We start from the raw sequence: 14,333 nt of genomic DNA, 5'->3' as shown, positions 1-14,333 counted from the left end.
AACCGCCGGTCGTGCCGGGCGCCCGAAGGCGCGCGGGGCGGTGCCCGGCAGGCACTCCGCCGCGGCGCGCGACCGGCCACGACGAACGCGCGGCCGCGCGGCGGCGGTGCCGCCCGAGCCGGTGTTGTGACCGGAAAGGTTCACCGGCTCGCGACGCCCGGCAGCTTCCCTGCAAGCCTTTCCGGTCGCAGCACTAGTGGGCCACCACCATCCCCGAGTCTGCCCGCTCAGCCCTGCGGAGCAACGCGGCGGCCAGCAGGCCACCGAGGAGCACGGCCACCGCTCCCACCAGCTGACTGGTCTCCAGTCCGGCGGAGAACGCGTCGGTCACCTGCTTCTTCTCGGCGGCCGACCCCGCCGCGGCCAGGGCCACCGGCAGGGACACCGCCGCGAACCGGGAGTTGAGCACCGCCCCCAGGACGGCCACTCCCAGGCCGTTGCCGAACTCCGCGAGCGTGCCGTTGATGCCCGCCCCGACGCCCGCCTTGGCCGGCGGGATCGCGCTCATGATGGCGTGGGCCATGGCCGGGTTGGCGATCGCGCAGCCCGCGCCGATCAGCAGAAGGCCCAGGAGTGTGCCGCCGTACCCGCCGGAGGCGAGCGTGGCGATCGACACCAGCCCGCCGGACATCAGCACCATGCCCAGCCCGATCGCCACCGGGGTGCCGAGCCGCGTCGTCCACCGGGCCGCGAGTCCGGTGAAGTTCAGCGCCACCACCGACAGGGCGAGCGGCGCGGTGCGCAGACCGGCCTCCAGGGGGCCGTAGCCGAGGACGAACTGAAGGTGCTGGGTGAGCAGGAAGAGCGCGCCGCCCATACCGAAGGTGATCAGCACCGCCCCGGCGACCGCGCCCGTGAAGCGGCGGTCACGGAAGAAGTGCAGGTCGAGCATGGGGTACGGGATCCGGCTCTCGTAGAACGCGAAGAGGGCCAGCACCACCACCGCCACCGTCGCCGTGACCAGCACCCGTGTCGACGTCCAGCCGTGCGCGGGGCCCGAGATGATCGCGTACACCAGCGAGGTCATGCCGACCGTCGACAGCAGCGCGCCGAGCAGGTCGGGCCGGTCCCCTCGGGGGTTCTTGGACTCCGGGACGAGGGCGAGAACCGCGATCAGGCCCAGTACGGCGACCGGCAGGTTGATCAGGAAGATCGCGCCCCACCAGAAGTGGTTCAGCATGAAGCCGCCGATCAGCGGGCCGATCGCGAAGCCGAGGGCGTTGACCGCGCTCCAGATGCCGATGGCCTTGGGATGCTCGGCCGGGGCGAAGATCTGCATCGCCACGGCGAGCGTGGTGGTCAGCAGCAGCGCCCCGCCGACGCCCATGCCCGCGCGGGCGGCGATCAGCTGTCCGGTGGAGTCGGCGAGTGCGGCGGCCAGCGAACCGACGCCGAACAGGACAAGCCCCGCCACCAGCATCTTCTTGCGGCCGTACCGGTCGGCGGCGCTGCCCGCGGTCAGCAGCAGCCCGGACTGCACGAGCGAGTACGCGTTGATCATCCACTGGATGTCGGAGGTGGCCGCGCGCAGCTCACGGGTGAGGGACGGGATCGCGACGTTCAGAACGGTGTTGTCCAGCAGCACGGTGAGCTGGGCGAGGCAGATGACGCCGAGGATCAGCCAGCGCTGGGGGTGGCCCTGGGCGGCCTGCGGAGAGGTCTGCTCCGGCGAGGTCGTCGACATACTATACACCGTATAGGACTGTCGATACGACGTACGAGCGCGCGGCGACGGCCGACGGCGTGCGGCGTGCGGCGTGCGGCGACAGCCGGACGTCAGCGGCACGTGCGGCGCGCGGCGTGCAGAGTGCGGCCGGACCTCAGCGGCGCGGAGAGTCTCGCCTCACCCCGCGGGCTTGATCAGGTAACCGGCCCCGCGCCGGGTGTGGATCATCGGTTCACGGCCGACGTCGATCTTCCGCCGCAGGTAGGAGATGTACAGCTCGACGACGTTGGCCTGCCCGCCGAAGTCGTACGACCAGACGCGGTCCAGAATCTGGGCCTTGCTGAGCACGCGGCGCGGGTTGCGCATCAGGAAGCGCAACAGCTCGAACTCGGTGGCGGTGAGGTGGATGTCCTCCCCTCCCCGCGACACCTCGTGACTGTCCTCGTCCAGACAGAGGTCGCCGACCACCAGTACGGAGTCGGAACGCCGGTCGGCGGCACCCGAGCGCCGGATCAGCCCGCGCAGCCGCGCCACGACCTCCTCCACACCGAACGGCTTGGTGACGCAGTCGTCCCCGCCGGCGGTCAGCCCGGCGATACGGTCCTCCGCGGCGTCCTTGGCGGTCAGGAAGAGGACGGGCACCCCGGGCAGTTCGCGGCGCAGCCGGCCCAGGACGGTGAGCCCGTCCATGTCGGGCAGCGTCATGGCCAGGACGACGGCGTCGGGCCGGAACTCGCGCGCGGCCCGGGCCGCGCCATGCCCGTCCTGCGCGCTGCGGATCTGCCAGCCCTCGTAGCGCAGGGACATGGACAGCAGATCGGTGATCGACGGCTCGTCGTCCACCACAAGCACCCGGACGGGGCTCCCGTCCGGCCTCAGCAGTTCGGTGTGCCCCTGGGGCGAGGTCGTGGTCATGGGGGACACCCTTCAGGGAGCCTCTGAGAGCAGACTTTCACGGGTCTGTGATTTCCCTGAGAAACCCACAGGCGGTTCTCAGGAAACGCCTGGGAGGCGCGTGACTCGGCTGTGCCGGCCCGGGAAGTCCCCGGTAGCAAGGGACTTCCCCGGCGGTCGGCACGCTTCAGAACAGCCCGTCCTGCAGGCCGTCCTGCACACCCGCCCGGTTCCGCAACTCCCTTACCGGCACGATGAATCCCACGCTCTGGGCAGGTCGCAGCCCCCAGCCGGCCATCAGCCGCGTGTCCAGCACGACGACTCCGTCACCGGCCGCCAGGTGCAGATCGGGCCCCGCGGCCGCGACCAGGTCACCGCTCACCACCCCGCCCGCGACAAGCTCGGTCACCTCGCCCACGGCGGCCGGCAGACCGGCCAGCCCGAAGATCCCGGCGTGATCGACAGGCCGGAACGGCTCCCGCTCCAGCGTCTCCGGCCAGCCGCCGAGCGCGCTCGCCCGCGCGTGCATCGCTTCGATCTCGGCGGCCCGCTCTTCCTCGGTCACGGGAAGCGCGGACCGTACGGCGCGCTTCTCGGCGTACGGAATCCGGTCCGGGACCCCGAGCGCGGCGCGCAGCAACTCCTCGGTACGCCGCGCCGCCATGAGCGGACCCGCGCCCAGCCAGCTGAAGCAGACGGCCCCCTGCTCAAGCAGCCGCGCGGAACCCCGCTCCACGGCCGTGATCCCGGCCTTGACCATGCCGGGCCCGAACCACGCCAGATATACGTGGTAGGGCCGCGGGTCGTCGGCGATCGTGTCCGCGGCCACGGAGTGCGCCCTATCCAGTCGCGCGCACTCCTCGCACCGCGCCCCCGCGCTCCGCCCCGGCACCGCCGCCCGGACGGGACACACGTGCCCCCGCGCTCCCACGCATGTCCGCACTCCCCCTTCCGCGACCTCGAAGGCCACCCGTTTCCCCCACGGCAGCGCGCTCGACCGGCCGCCGTCCCACACCAGCACGGGACCGTCCGCCGACCACCGCAGCCCCGAGCACTTCCACACCCGCGTCATCCCTTGCGAGAGTACGGGCCCCCACTGACAACGCCTCCGGGGGCGGGCGCGCTCGGCCGACCGCTCAGGACCGGGCGCGGGGTTCCACGGCCGGGGAACGATCAGTCACGGACGTCGGTGACCCCGGCCCCGCGCTGCCCACGCCGCCTGACGACAGACCCCTGCAACGCGAGAGACCCCGGGTCACTCCCGGGCCTCTCGTCATCCATGAGGTGGGCAAAGCCCTGAGCCGATCCCGAAGCCCCCCTCGCCGTAAGTTTCCCGGGCGGCTGAGGCCGACGACGAGAGACGGACCACCCCTCGGCCTGGACGGCATTCCGGGTGGTCCGGTCGTGGAAGCCCTGATCAAGACCCCGGTGCCGATGGTGCCGGGGCGGTCGGCGCGCCGGAGGCAGGTGCGGCTACAACGCCGGCTTCCGGTTGACGAGTTGGAGAAGACGACCCTTGGAGTACGACCGACGGAAACACGGTGCTGACCTCAGCCACCCCGGCACACGTGCCCGTCGCTGCTCCACGAACAGGGCGCCGATGCCCGCTGAGGGGTGACAGCTACGGGCCGGAAGATGACGACGGCGGGGCCGGGGTCCAGGCAGGGCCTAGCGCAGCTCCCCATTCAGCATTCCCATGACGTACTGGTCGTACCAACGTCCGTCCCGGTGGAACACCTGCCGCAGCCGGCCCTCTTCGACGAAGCCGACCTTCAGGTAGATGTGGTGGGCCGCATGGTTCTCCGTGACCACTGTCAGGGAGATCTTGTGCAGCCGCATGGTGTCGAACCCGTACCGGCACATGGTGCGCAGCGCGTCGGTGGCGTAGCCCCGGCCCCAGCGGTTCTTCTCGCCCAGGTAGATGTCCAGCTCGGCACAACCCGTCTCCGGCTCGGCATCCCGCAGCCGCACCAACCCGATCAGCGTCTCGTCGTCACGCACCTCGATCCCGTACAGCGTGTCCCCGTACGTGTTCGGCCCCCGCTCCTCGAGGCGTTTGCGCACCCCCTCCAAGTGCTGGTCGTAATACGCGTCCAACCAGCGCATCACGTCGGGGTCGTTGTTCCACCGCCACAACGATTCCGCGTCGGACGGTGCCAGCGCGCGCAGGCGTACGAGATTTCCAAGAATCATGGCGTGCATTGCAGCACGACGTGTGCGGCGCCTCCAGCGAATTCCACCTGCGAGGGCAGTGAACGATGTACGGCCCGGCGGCCATTCATCCGGCCGACCCTCCGCCCAGCCAGGCCGTGATCGCCCAGGCACGGCCTAGTGCTGTGACCCCGCTTCATCGGCCACCGCGCTGAGCCCTGGGAAGTTGGTCGAGCGCCGGCTCGTGGCATGGGGCCGGTTGCGGACGCTGCCCCCTCCGGAACAACGAGGAGACCACCCATCCGGCCGGGGTGGTCTCTTCGTTCCAGGGCCTGTCCGACGGGTCGCGTCACCACCCCGCACCCGCCAGCACTGTCACCCGAACGGCGCAACATGACGTGCCACCCACAGGGGTGAGGATCAAGCTGACTAGTGCCCCAACCGAGGTAATCCGCGAAAGGGGAACCAAATGCGCATTCGACGAATCCTCGCCGCCGTCAGCGCCACGGCAGCCCTCGCCGGACTCGGCCTCGCAGGCGCCGCCACTGCCGCCACTGCCGCCACCGCACAGGGTGCCCCCGTCGTCGGCCCCCACCAGTGCGAGGACGGCGGCGGAACGCCCCGGATCGACTTGCCGGGCAACCCCTGCGTGGGCGGTAAGTACGACGGGCAGTCGGTCGACTAAACCCCACAAGGCGCCCCGCTAAACCCCACAAGGCGCCCCGCAGCCACGCGCCGCGGGGCGCTCCCGCGCGAGCGTGGCCGGGAGAGTCGCAGCGACTGTGCCGACCCGTCGGGCACGCCAGGTCCGAGTCGGCCCGGAAGCACGCGGCGGGCGGGAGCTCCCGAACGCCGTCGCGCCGAGCGCAGCGAGCAGCCAAGGCTTGCACAGTCGTAGGATTCGAACCTGCGACACCCTCCTTAGGAGTTCGATCCACGCTCACGCCTGGTGCCGTCGTCGGCTGCCCAACGGTCAATCAGGGGCGCCGTTGTGTACCGCTGTCCGGCCTCGTTGATGTCAGCCGTGGAGGTCGGATGCCTTCTGATCTGTCAAGGCCGGCGCGGAGCGCCGCCATAGGGGCCCTTCACCGACCTGACCAGCCGCACACTCAGCCGTCGGGCGGCCCGTCACCGCCCCAGCCCGGGTGGGGAATTACGTGATGCTGATCATGGAGATCGTGGGGAATTTCATGACCGCTCACACATATTCGCCACCATGCCCCCGAACAGGCAAGATCGACTGAGGTGACAAAGCACAACTAGTCACCGTGGAATCGGCGGCAGCTGACACGTCAATCGCGGCGATTAGGCCATAAGTGGACATACTGGCCGGCGCTCGCTACGGTCGAATTAGAGACGCCACAACTGCGAGTAGTAGTCGGTCCGCAGGGAAGTTGGCGTCGGAAGCCGGAATCCACCGGCCTCATGGTGCCAGAGAGTGTAGATGCCGCTCCCTGATCAGCAACCGCGCGAAGGATGTGCTTGGCCAGGTCGAGGCACCATATGTCGTACCGCTTCAAGGAAGAGGCTGACTATGCGCGCGAAGCGAACCGTCGCACTCGTGGCGAGCCCCCTCGTCGCAGCCGTGGCCCTGGCGTTCTCGCCCGCAACCATGGCACAGGGCTCCGCCAACACCACCCACGCCGCGTCGGTGTCTGTGACTGAGGCCCCGAAGCCGCCCCTGGGGGCGAAGGAGGGCAATCGCGATGGACGGATAGCCGGGCAGGCCGACGGCCCGGACTGCGCATACAAGCAGTCCTGGGCGCCGAAGACGACGAACTCGAAGTACATGCAGGCTTACACGGCCGCTTACGAAAGGAACTACGACAAGCTTTGCACTGAGGAAGCGTAGAACAGGGACTTCGCGAAGTCCGGCAGGATGCTCCGGATGTCCCAAGCCCCAAAGACCAGGCTCCGCCGCTCGGCTGGCGGAGCCTGCCGCGTGAGCGCGGGCTCTCCTAACTGACTTGCACACGCACGTAGATAGCCGGGCACACTTCCTGGGCGGGCCAGCAGGGATGGCGCGGGATCTGGGACTGGACGAGGAAAGCCCTACTCGTCGCTGCTTTCGGGGCTCCATCTGCTCCGGCGTCGCCACACAGCGGAACCCGGTGTCGTCGTCATGCATCATCTCGTTGGCGTCGTTGGAAATAGCGGGAGCCCCCGGAAGAGAGGGATCATAAAGGCGCTGCCTCGTAGTTCGTAGTTGCGCCGGGCCGCAGAAGAACCACCCTTTTAGGCGCGCAGACCAAAAAACATCCACGCCTCGGTCAATGGGCTGGGGCGTTGGTGTTTGCTCAATGAATCCATGGTCGGCCGGGTGCGTTGGACGCTGGGCAAGCCAACCCGAGACGCGAGGCCCACAGGAGAAGACCCGTCAGGGCATCCCGGCCGCCGAGTCCACCATGACGTTCGGCGACTACCTCACCTGCTGGCTCGCCACCATCCCACCCCAGCGGCTCAAACCGTCAACGCTGAACAGCAACGAGGGTCTGACCCGCCTGTACATCCGACCCGCTCTCGGCAAGAAGCGACTGAACCGGTTGTCGCCGGCGGACGTGCGCCGGTTCCTCGCGGAGTTCAAGGACTCCTGCCTGTGCTGCCGCGGGGTGCGGACGCGGAGCGTCCGGAGGGCAAGCGCTCGTGCTGCGCCGTGGGCCGTTGCTGCAAGCGTCGCCCGTCCGCCCGGACCGTCCAGTACATCCATGCCGTCCTCCGGTCCTCGCTGCAACAGGCGATTCGGGAAGAGCTGATCGTGCGGAACGTCGCGCGGATCGTGGAGACCCCCACCGTCACCCGCAAGGAGGTGCGTCCGCCGGACGCCGCAGAGGCTCGCATCATGCTCAAGACCGCCCGTACAGCGCATCCGGCGTGAGCTGATCTTCGTCAGTCCGAAGACGATGCGCTCCATTCGTACGGGGTCCCTCCCGAAGCACTGCATGCGGGCACTCGCACAGCACCGAGCCCAGCAGGAACGGGAACGCAAGGTCGCGGGGGAAAAGTGGCAGCTCGCACCGGGGCAGCCGGATGGGCTGATCTTCACCACGACGACCGGTCGCGTCACGGACCCTCGCAGCCTGAACCGGATGCTCACCATCCTGTGCCGGGACGCCGGCGTACGACGGGTGCGAGTGCACGGCCTCCGACACACGTGCGCCTCGCTCCTGCTCGCACAGGGTGTGGACGCTCGCACGATCATGGAAACGCTCGGGCACAGCACGATCACGATGACGCTGGACACCTACGCGCACGTCATGAGCACGACGCTCAAAGCCGCCGCCGACCGGATGGACGACGCGCTGGGACTGTACGAGCCAGAGGAGAAAACTGACAGCGAGCGGGAGCCGGACACCGAGGATTGATCGACGCTTCGGGCCACGTTGATGTCAGCCGTTGATGTCAAAGGCCCCTCAAGATGATCCTGAGGGGCCTTTGACCTGTGTGCACTCGGCAGGATTCGAACCTGCAACCTTCTGATCCGTAGTCAGATGCTCTATCCGTTAAGCTACGAGTGCTTGTTCTGTTTTTGTCTTCGCTCCGGGCCCTTCCGGGCCGCTCGCGGCGACAGGAAGAACATTACATGACTGCCGCCGCCATGTGAAATCCATTCCCCTCACCCCTTGTGACCTGCGGAAACAAGGTCCGGAGCGGGACGGAGCCGGCAACGCCGAAGCCCCGGTCCAGAGGGACCGGGGCTTCGGTGATCATGCGCGGAGGCGGAGGGATTTGAACCCTCGATGGGCTTTAAGGCCCAAACCGCATTAGCAGTGCGGCGCCATAGACCGGACTAGGCGACGCCTCCAGCACAACCGCTCACGCGAGCGCGCGAATGGTGCGTGCAGATGATGACACAGCCGAGTGGGGTGTCACCAATCGCCCCCTACGGTACTAGGCAGGTGGGGCCCAGGGCAAAGCCCTTCCGGTGGCGTCGGGCGGCCGGGCCGCAACGTCCGGGGGCGCGAGGCGTTAGTCCGGGCATGACACAGATCGGATCTCTCCCAGCCCGACGTTCCGCGGTGTCGCGGGCGCTGGCACTCGGCGCCTCCGCCGTGCTCGCCGGGCTCGCCTCGGTCTCGGCCGTGCCCGCCGCCTCGGCCGCGGCGCCGCCGCCCGTCCGGGTCGAGGACCGGGCCGGCGACCACCTCACCGTCACCGTGCGGCACGCGGGCCCGGGCAGGGACGGGACGTACAGGCTGTACTGCCACCCGGCCGGGGGCAGCCACCCCGACGCCCGCCGCGCCTGCGACGTGCTCGACCGGAACACGCACTGGGGGCGGGAGCCCTTCGCCCCCGTGCCCGCCGGCAGCGTGTGCACCATGCAGTACGGCGGTCCTGCCACCGCTCGCATCACCGGAACGTGGGCCGGGCGCCGCGTCGACGCGGCCTACGACCGCGGCGACGGCTGCCGGATCGACCGCTGGAACCGGCTTGTGCCGCTGTTGCCCGACCTCAGCGCTCCGAGGCCGGCCGCGGTGTCCCGTACCGGCGCGTGGGCGGGAGCGGGCGCGCAGGAGCGCACCCGTGCGTAGGCGGGGACGCGGGCACCGGCGCGCAGGTACATGTCGAAGGTGTGGCGGACCGGGAGTCCGTAAAGGTCTCGCGGAGGTCGTGCGAAGCGAAATCGTCCGGTCACAGGTTCGACGTCAACTCCGCGTGCGACCTCCCTCTCATCCTGCGTCGCGGGAGCAACCTCTGCGCATAGACTCCCTCGCGTGACACGCTGCGGGCCGGTTGGCAAGATGGCCTCCGCGGTCGGCAAGGTGCGGTGACAGGGAGGAAACGTCTCGTGAGCAGCAGGCCATCCCGAGGCGCTGCTCGCCTCGCTGCCATACTCGACGCGCTGCCCGACGCCCTGGTGCTGGTCAACGCGAACGGCACCGTCGTCAACGCCAACACCATCGCGCTGGAGGCCTTCGAGACGCCGGGCACCGCCCTCGTCGGACGTGGCCTGCTCGATCTGCTGCCGCAGTTCGACTCCAAGCTGATTCCCGGCTCCATGCGCCGCCCCGATCACATCGATCCGCGCGGGCGGACCAAGCCCACCCGGATGATGGCGCGGCGGACCGACGGGTCCGAGTTCCCGGTCGAGGTCACGAGCGCGAATCTGGAGAACAGCCAGCAGGCCTACGACGGCCACGGCTACAGCGGCGACGAACTGCTGATGCTGGTCGTCCGCGATCTGTCCGGCACCGTCGACACCGAGGCCGAACTGGCCCGTTCGCAACGGCAGACCGAGATGATCCTGCGGGCCGCCGCCGAGGGTGTCGTGGGCACCGACACCGACGGGCGGATCGTGCTCGTCAACCCCGCCGCCGCCCAAATACTGGGCTACCGGGCCGGTGAACTCGGCGGCCGCGAGCTGCACACCCTCGTCCTGCACTCGCGCCCCGACGGCTCCCCCTTCGCGTACGGGGAGTCCCCGCTCGCCGACACCCTGCGCTCCGGGCGCAAGCACCGGGTGCGCGGGCAGGTGCTGTGGTCCAAGGCCGGCGACAAGGTTCCCGTCGATCTGACCACCGCGCCGGTGCGCGACGGCGACCAGCTCGTCGGCGCCGTCATGACCTTCACCGACCGGCGCCCCTACGACGCGCTCGCCGACGAGAAGGCCGCCGAGGAGCAGCGCCACGAGGAGCGGCTCGACGAGCTCGCCGAAGCACACGCCTCCGAGCTCACCGCCCTGCGCCAGCAGCACGTCACCGAGATCGAGGAACTCACCGAGCGCCACGAGGAGCAACTCGCGGCGAACGAGGAGCGCTACGCCGCCCTCGGCGAGCGGGAGAAGGACCGCTACGAGGCGCTGGCCGGCCGGCACGAGCAGCTGCTGACCCTCCTCGGCGGCTCCCTGCGCGGGCCCCTGGACGAACTGCGCCGCGAGCTGGCCGCCCTCGCCGCCGACGACGCCGGACAGCTGTGGCCCGAGGCCAACCAGGTACTGCACCACCTGTCGGCCGGGTACTCCCGGATCACGACGCTGATCGACAACGTCCTCGGCTACCAGCGCCTCGACACCGGCAGCGAGGAGATCACCCGGACGAAGGTGATGCTGGACGCGGTCGTCGCCGCCGGTGTCGACGGCGCCGTCGAACTGATCGGCCCCGGGCGGGTGCAGTTCGCCGTGCACGCGCCGCCCATCGAGGCCGAGGTCGACCCGCGGCGCCTGGCCACCGCGCTCGCGCACCTCGTCGCGGACGTCGCAGGCGTCGACGCGACCGGGAACTCGCCCGTCTCAGCGGGCGGTTACATGGACAACACCGTCGTGGTGGCGGCGGCGCAGCGCGGTGAGGTCGTCCGGATCGAGGTGCGCGGACCGTACGCCGGGGGAGACCCGGTGCACGAGCCGATCGTGCGCGGGATCGTCCGTGCGCACGGCGGTGTGCTCCAGACCCACGAAGTGCCGGGCATGAGCGGCAGCGCGTACGTCCTGGAGGTGCCGCTCGGCGGCGGTGCCGGCGTCGTCGCGGCCCCGGCCCCGGCCCCGGCCCCGGTTCACGCCCTGGAGCCGGCCGCGGTTTCCGAAGAGCCTGCCCCGGCGGAGCCCGCCGTGCCCGAACAGCCGTCGGGCGCCGGGCGGCGGCGGGCCCGGCGGTCCTCGACGGACGCGTTCCTCGAGAGCGACAGCGAGGGGGAGACCACCGGTGCCGCGGCGGCTCCGACCGGTCGGCGCAGGCGGCGGGCGGTCGAGCCGTCCCAGGAGACGGGGCAGGTTCCGGCCCAGGACGCGGACGGCTCCGGCGGTACGGGACGGCGGCGCGGACGGCCCGGCGACGACGCGGCGGGCGTGTCCGAGGGTGCCGTGGTCATGGCGGCCGAGCACGGCGCGGGAACGGCGGCCTCGGGTACGGGACTCGGCGGTACGGTGCCGCCACAGGGCGTACCCGCGCCCACCGGGCGGCGCGCCCGGGGCGAGGTCGGCCCGCCCGAGGCACTGCCGGCGGCGCTGCCCGCAGCTGCCGACGCGCAGACCGAGGCGGCGCAGACCAAGGCGGCGCAGACCGAGGCGGCGCAGACCGAGGCGGCGGGCGGCGAGAACCCGGCGGCTTCCGGCCCGCAGCCGACCGGGCGCCGTCGGCGTGCCCTGGCGGCGGCGACCGAGCGTGCCGCCGCGCAGGAGGCGGCTCCCCGCCCTGTCTTCGCCCTGCCGCCCGCGGAGGCCGACCGGCCCGCCGAAGGCCCGGAGGCCGCGCAGGCGCTCCGGGTGCCGGCGCAGGGCGCCCCTGCCGTCGCCCCCCTGGGTGACGAAGGGCAGCACCAGGCCGTGCCCCACGACCAGGCCGACGACCACACGCCGCCGCAGCCGCACCCCACGAGCGCGCCGACGGGACGCCGGCGGCGGGCGGTGGCCCAGCCGCAGGACCCCGCGGCGGTGGGCGCGACGCCCGTGCAAGGCGCGCCGGGTGCAACAGGTGTTCCGGGTGTTCCGGGTGTTCCGGGTGCGCCTGCCGGGGCTGTGCCCGTGCCGTTGCCGGGCGCGCCCGCGCAGGGCACGGCCGGACCGGGCGTTCCGGCTCAGACAGGCCCGGGTGGCGCACAGGCGCTCCCGCAGCCCGCTCCGCAGATGACTCCGGGTCAGCCCGCCGTGCCGCAGGGCGTGCCCGGTCAGCCCGTCGCACCGCAGGGCGTGCCGGGACAGCCCACCCCGCAACAGATGACTCCCGGTCAACCTGTCGCTCCCCAGGGCCTGCCCGGTCAACCCGTCCTGCCGCAGGGCGTGCCCGGACAGCCCACCCCGCAACAGATGACCCCCGGTCAACCTGTCACGCCACAGGGTCTGCCCGGTCACCCCGCCGTGCCCCAGGCGGCTCCCGGACAGCCGGGTGCAGGGCCGCAGGCTCCCGGGCAGCAGCCCGTTCCTGGACAGGCGCTGCCCGCGCAGCATCCGTCCGCGCAGGCGGCCCTGCCCGCACAGGTGCCGTCGCCGGAGCGCGGGGCCGCAGGTACGGCGCCCGCTCCCGCGCACGGCATCGCCGGTCAGCCGCTCCCCCAGCAGCCAGCCGCACTCGCCCCCCTGCAGAACCCCGCCGTCCCGGCCCCGGCTCCCGCCCAGCCCTCGGCCGGGCCGCTCCCCGCGCAGCCCGTCCCCGCGCAGGGCATCCCGGCCCCAGGCACCCCGGCGCAGGCAGCCTCCGGCGCGGGTGGCGGCCCCGTACCGCCGAACGCCACCGGCGCCCCCATGCCCCCGGCCCAGGCCCTTCCCCAGCCGCCTGCCCCCGGAGCACCCGGTACCCCAGGTACACCGCCCCACGGCATCCCGGCCGCCGCCGGCCCCGTCCTCCCTCCCGAGCAGGCGACGGGACAGGCCGCCGTACAGGCCCAGCCCACCGGACAGCAGCCCGGCCCCGGCGCCCCGGCAGCGCGCGCGGCCCAGCCGCTGCCCGCCGAGGCCGCCGCGCCCGTCGACCCCAACTCGACGCAGGGGCGGGCGATCAGCGTGCGCACGCTGGGGCAGGGCGTGCCGTTCAGTCGTCAGGCGGCACAGGTGCAGGCACCGCAGCCGCCGTCGGCCACGCCGCCCCCGCAGACGACCGGCGGTTCCGGCCGCCGCCGCAAACTGGGCACTCCGCCCGACCCGGCCGCCGCCGCGCGCCCCCAGACGCAGACCCCGCCGCAGACGCAGGCACAGCGCCCGGACCAGACGGCCCGCCCGCACCCGCCGGCCGAGCAGCCCCCCGCGCAGCCCTCCCTGGGCGGACCCGCCATGGCCGTCGGCACCGAGGGCGGCGGACGGTCGTACGCCATCGGGGCTCCGGACGAGAACGCCGCCGAGGGGCCCGAGCCGCTGGACGGTCCCGGCGGTGCCGTGGAGATCGCGGACACCCCGCGGCCGCAGCCGATGGACGACGAACTGCCGCCGGAACCGCTGGACAACCCGCGTCGGCTGCTGGTCTGGCCGGCCCCCGACGTCACCACCCAGCAGGCGCTGAGCGACCGCGGCTACCGGCCGGTCATCGTGAACTCGCGCGAGGAGGTGGACGCGCAGATCGCGGCCTTCCCCGCCGCGCTGTTCGTCGACCCGCTGACCGGGCCGATCACGCGCACGGCGTTGCAGTCGCTGCGGCAGGCGGCCGTCGCCGCCGAGGTGCCGGTGCTGGTCACGGCCGGACTCGGGCAGGCGACGCGCGAGGCGGCCTACGGCGCCGATCCGGCCGTACTGCTGAAGGCGCTCGCGCCGCGCGACAGCGAGCAGCATCCGCCGCGTGTGCTGCTGATCGAGGAGCACGCGGAGATCGCGCTGGCGCTGACGGCGACGCTGGAGCGGCGCGGGATGCAGGTGGCGCGGGCCGCGAGCGACAACGACGCGGTGACGCTCGCCGGGCAGTTCCGGCCGAACCTGGTCGTGATGGACCTGATGCAGATGCACCGGCGCCGCGCCGGGATCCTGGACTGGCTGCGCGCGAACGGGCAGCTCAACCGCACGCCGCTGGTCGTCTACACGGCCGCCGTCGGCCAGGCCGACCTGCCGCGGCTGGCCTCGGGCGAGACGGTGCTGTTCCTCGCGGAGCGGTCCACCAGCGACGAGGTGCAGAGCCGGATCGTCGACCTGCTGGCCCGCATCGGTACCAACTGACCAGCCGACCGACCGACCAGCCGACCGGCTGGCCCACGTCCTTACGGCGCGGGGGCG

Annotated in this window: 10 protein-coding genes, 2 tRNA genes and 1 pseudogene; 7 read left to right on the top strand and 6 right to left on the bottom strand. The window is 71.8% G+C overall.

Annotated elements, in window-relative coordinates:
* Positions 1–193: 193 nt before the first annotated feature.
* From TNCT6_RS15640 to TNCT6_RS15625, 4 genes are all read right to left on the bottom strand, one after another.
* On the bottom strand, positions 194–1,684 hold the full coding sequence (locus TNCT6_RS15640; RefSeq protein ID WP_141359959.1) for an MFS transporter: 1,491 nt from the start codon (positions 1,682–1,684) through the stop codon (positions 194–196).
* A 159-nt stretch (positions 1,685–1,843) separates the two neighbouring features.
* The gene (locus TNCT6_RS15635) at positions 1,844–2,581 is read right to left on the bottom strand and encodes a response regulator transcription factor (protein WP_141359958.1); all 738 of its coding nucleotides are present in this window, start codon (positions 2,579–2,581) and stop codon (positions 1,844–1,846) included.
* 166 nt (positions 2,582–2,747) lie between these two features.
* Positions 2,748–3,632 (bottom strand): DUF2797 domain-containing protein, encoded by an 885-nt coding sequence (locus TNCT6_RS15630; protein WP_141359957.1) that lies wholly within the window; start codon positions 3,630–3,632, stop codon positions 2,748–2,750.
* Between the two features lie 596 nt (positions 3,633–4,228).
* The gene (locus TNCT6_RS15625; RefSeq protein WP_141359956.1) at positions 4,229–4,753 is read right to left on the bottom strand and encodes a GNAT family N-acetyltransferase; all 525 of its coding nucleotides are present in this window, start codon (positions 4,751–4,753) and stop codon (positions 4,229–4,231) included.
* Positions 4,754–5,180: 427 nt separating this feature from the next.
* Between TNCT6_RS15625 and TNCT6_RS15620 the strand changes: the two genes are divergently transcribed.
* The 5 genes and pseudogenes from TNCT6_RS15620 to TNCT6_RS40875 all read left to right on the top strand — a co-directional run bounded on the left by TNCT6_RS15620 (position 5,181) and on the right by TNCT6_RS40875 (position 8,073).
* Complete coding sequence (locus tag TNCT6_RS15620) at positions 5,181–5,396, top strand: hypothetical protein (RefSeq protein WP_141359955.1); 216 nt, start codon at positions 5,181–5,183, stop codon at positions 5,394–5,396.
* Positions 5,397–6,245: 849 nt separating this feature from the next.
* Positions 6,246–6,563, top strand: coding sequence for a hypothetical protein (locus tag TNCT6_RS15615; protein ID WP_141359954.1), 318 nt, complete (start codon positions 6,246–6,248; stop codon positions 6,561–6,563).
* Positions 6,564–6,984: 421 nt separating this feature from the next.
* Positions 6,985–7,278, top strand: a pseudogene (locus tag TNCT6_RS41895) (hypothetical protein); the annotation flags it as partial.
* A 29-nt stretch (positions 7,279–7,307) separates the two neighbouring features.
* Complete coding sequence (locus tag TNCT6_RS40880) at positions 7,308–7,586, top strand: hypothetical protein (RefSeq protein WP_253266491.1); 279 nt, start codon at positions 7,308–7,310, stop codon at positions 7,584–7,586.
* Complete coding sequence (locus TNCT6_RS40875) at positions 7,576–8,073, top strand: tyrosine-type recombinase/integrase (RefSeq protein ID WP_373996240.1); 498 nt, start codon at positions 7,576–7,578, stop codon at positions 8,071–8,073. Before TNCT6_RS40880 ends, TNCT6_RS40875 begins: the two co-directional genes overlap by 11 nt.
* Before the next feature lie 80 nt (positions 8,074–8,153).
* Here TNCT6_RS40875 and TNCT6_RS15600 read toward each other — a convergent pair.
* Both TNCT6_RS15600 and TNCT6_RS15595 read right to left on the bottom strand, forming a co-directional pair.
* A tRNA-Arg gene (locus TNCT6_RS15600) sits at positions 8,154–8,226 on the bottom strand.
* 196 nt (positions 8,227–8,422) lie between these two features.
* A tRNA-Ser gene (locus TNCT6_RS15595) sits at positions 8,423–8,513 on the bottom strand.
* A gap of 175 nt (positions 8,514–8,688) precedes the next feature.
* Here TNCT6_RS15595 and TNCT6_RS15590 point away from each other — a divergent pair.
* Both TNCT6_RS15590 and TNCT6_RS15585 read left to right on the top strand, forming a co-directional pair.
* Positions 8,689–9,240, top strand: coding sequence for an SSI family serine proteinase inhibitor (locus tag TNCT6_RS15590; protein WP_141359951.1), 552 nt, complete (start codon positions 8,689–8,691; stop codon positions 9,238–9,240).
* A gap of 257 nt (positions 9,241–9,497) precedes the next feature.
* A complete protein-coding gene (locus TNCT6_RS15585; RefSeq protein ID WP_141359950.1) occupies positions 9,498–14,276 on the top strand; it encodes a PAS domain-containing protein in 4,779 nt (1,592 codons plus the stop codon).
* The last annotated feature ends 57 nt before the right edge of the window (positions 14,277–14,333 follow it).

The sequence above is a fragment of the Streptomyces sp. 6-11-2 genome (assembly GCF_006540305.1).
Classification (GTDB): Bacteria; Actinomycetota; Actinomycetes; order Streptomycetales; family Streptomycetaceae; genus Streptomyces.
This window is presented reverse-complemented; position numbering and strand designations above follow the sequence as displayed.

What these genes read in the sequence shown, in the direction of transcription:
- TNCT6_RS15640 (WP_141359959.1), bottom strand. Translation starts at nt 1,684, where the DNA reads ATGTCGACGACCTCGCCGGAGCAGACCTCTCCGCAGGCCGCCCAGGGC.
- TNCT6_RS15635 (WP_141359958.1), bottom strand. Translation starts at nt 2,581, where the DNA reads ATGACCACGACCTCGCCCCAGGGGCACACCGAACTGCTGAGGCCGGAC.
- TNCT6_RS15630 (WP_141359957.1), bottom strand. Translation starts at nt 3,632, where the DNA reads ATGACGCGGGTGTGGAAGTGCTCGGGGCTGCGGTGGTCGGCGGACGGT.
- TNCT6_RS15625 (WP_141359956.1), bottom strand. Translation starts at nt 4,753, where the DNA reads ATGATTCTTGGAAATCTCGTACGCCTGCGCGCGCTGGCACCGTCCGAC.
- TNCT6_RS15620 (WP_141359955.1), top strand. Translation starts at nt 5,181, where the DNA reads ATGCGCATTCGACGAATCCTCGCCGCCGTCAGCGCCACGGCAGCCCTC.
- TNCT6_RS15615 (WP_141359954.1), top strand. Translation starts at nt 6,246, where the DNA reads ATGCGCGCGAAGCGAACCGTCGCACTCGTGGCGAGCCCCCTCGTCGCA.
- TNCT6_RS15590 (WP_141359951.1), top strand. Translation starts at nt 8,689, where the DNA reads ATGACACAGATCGGATCTCTCCCAGCCCGACGTTCCGCGGTGTCGCGG.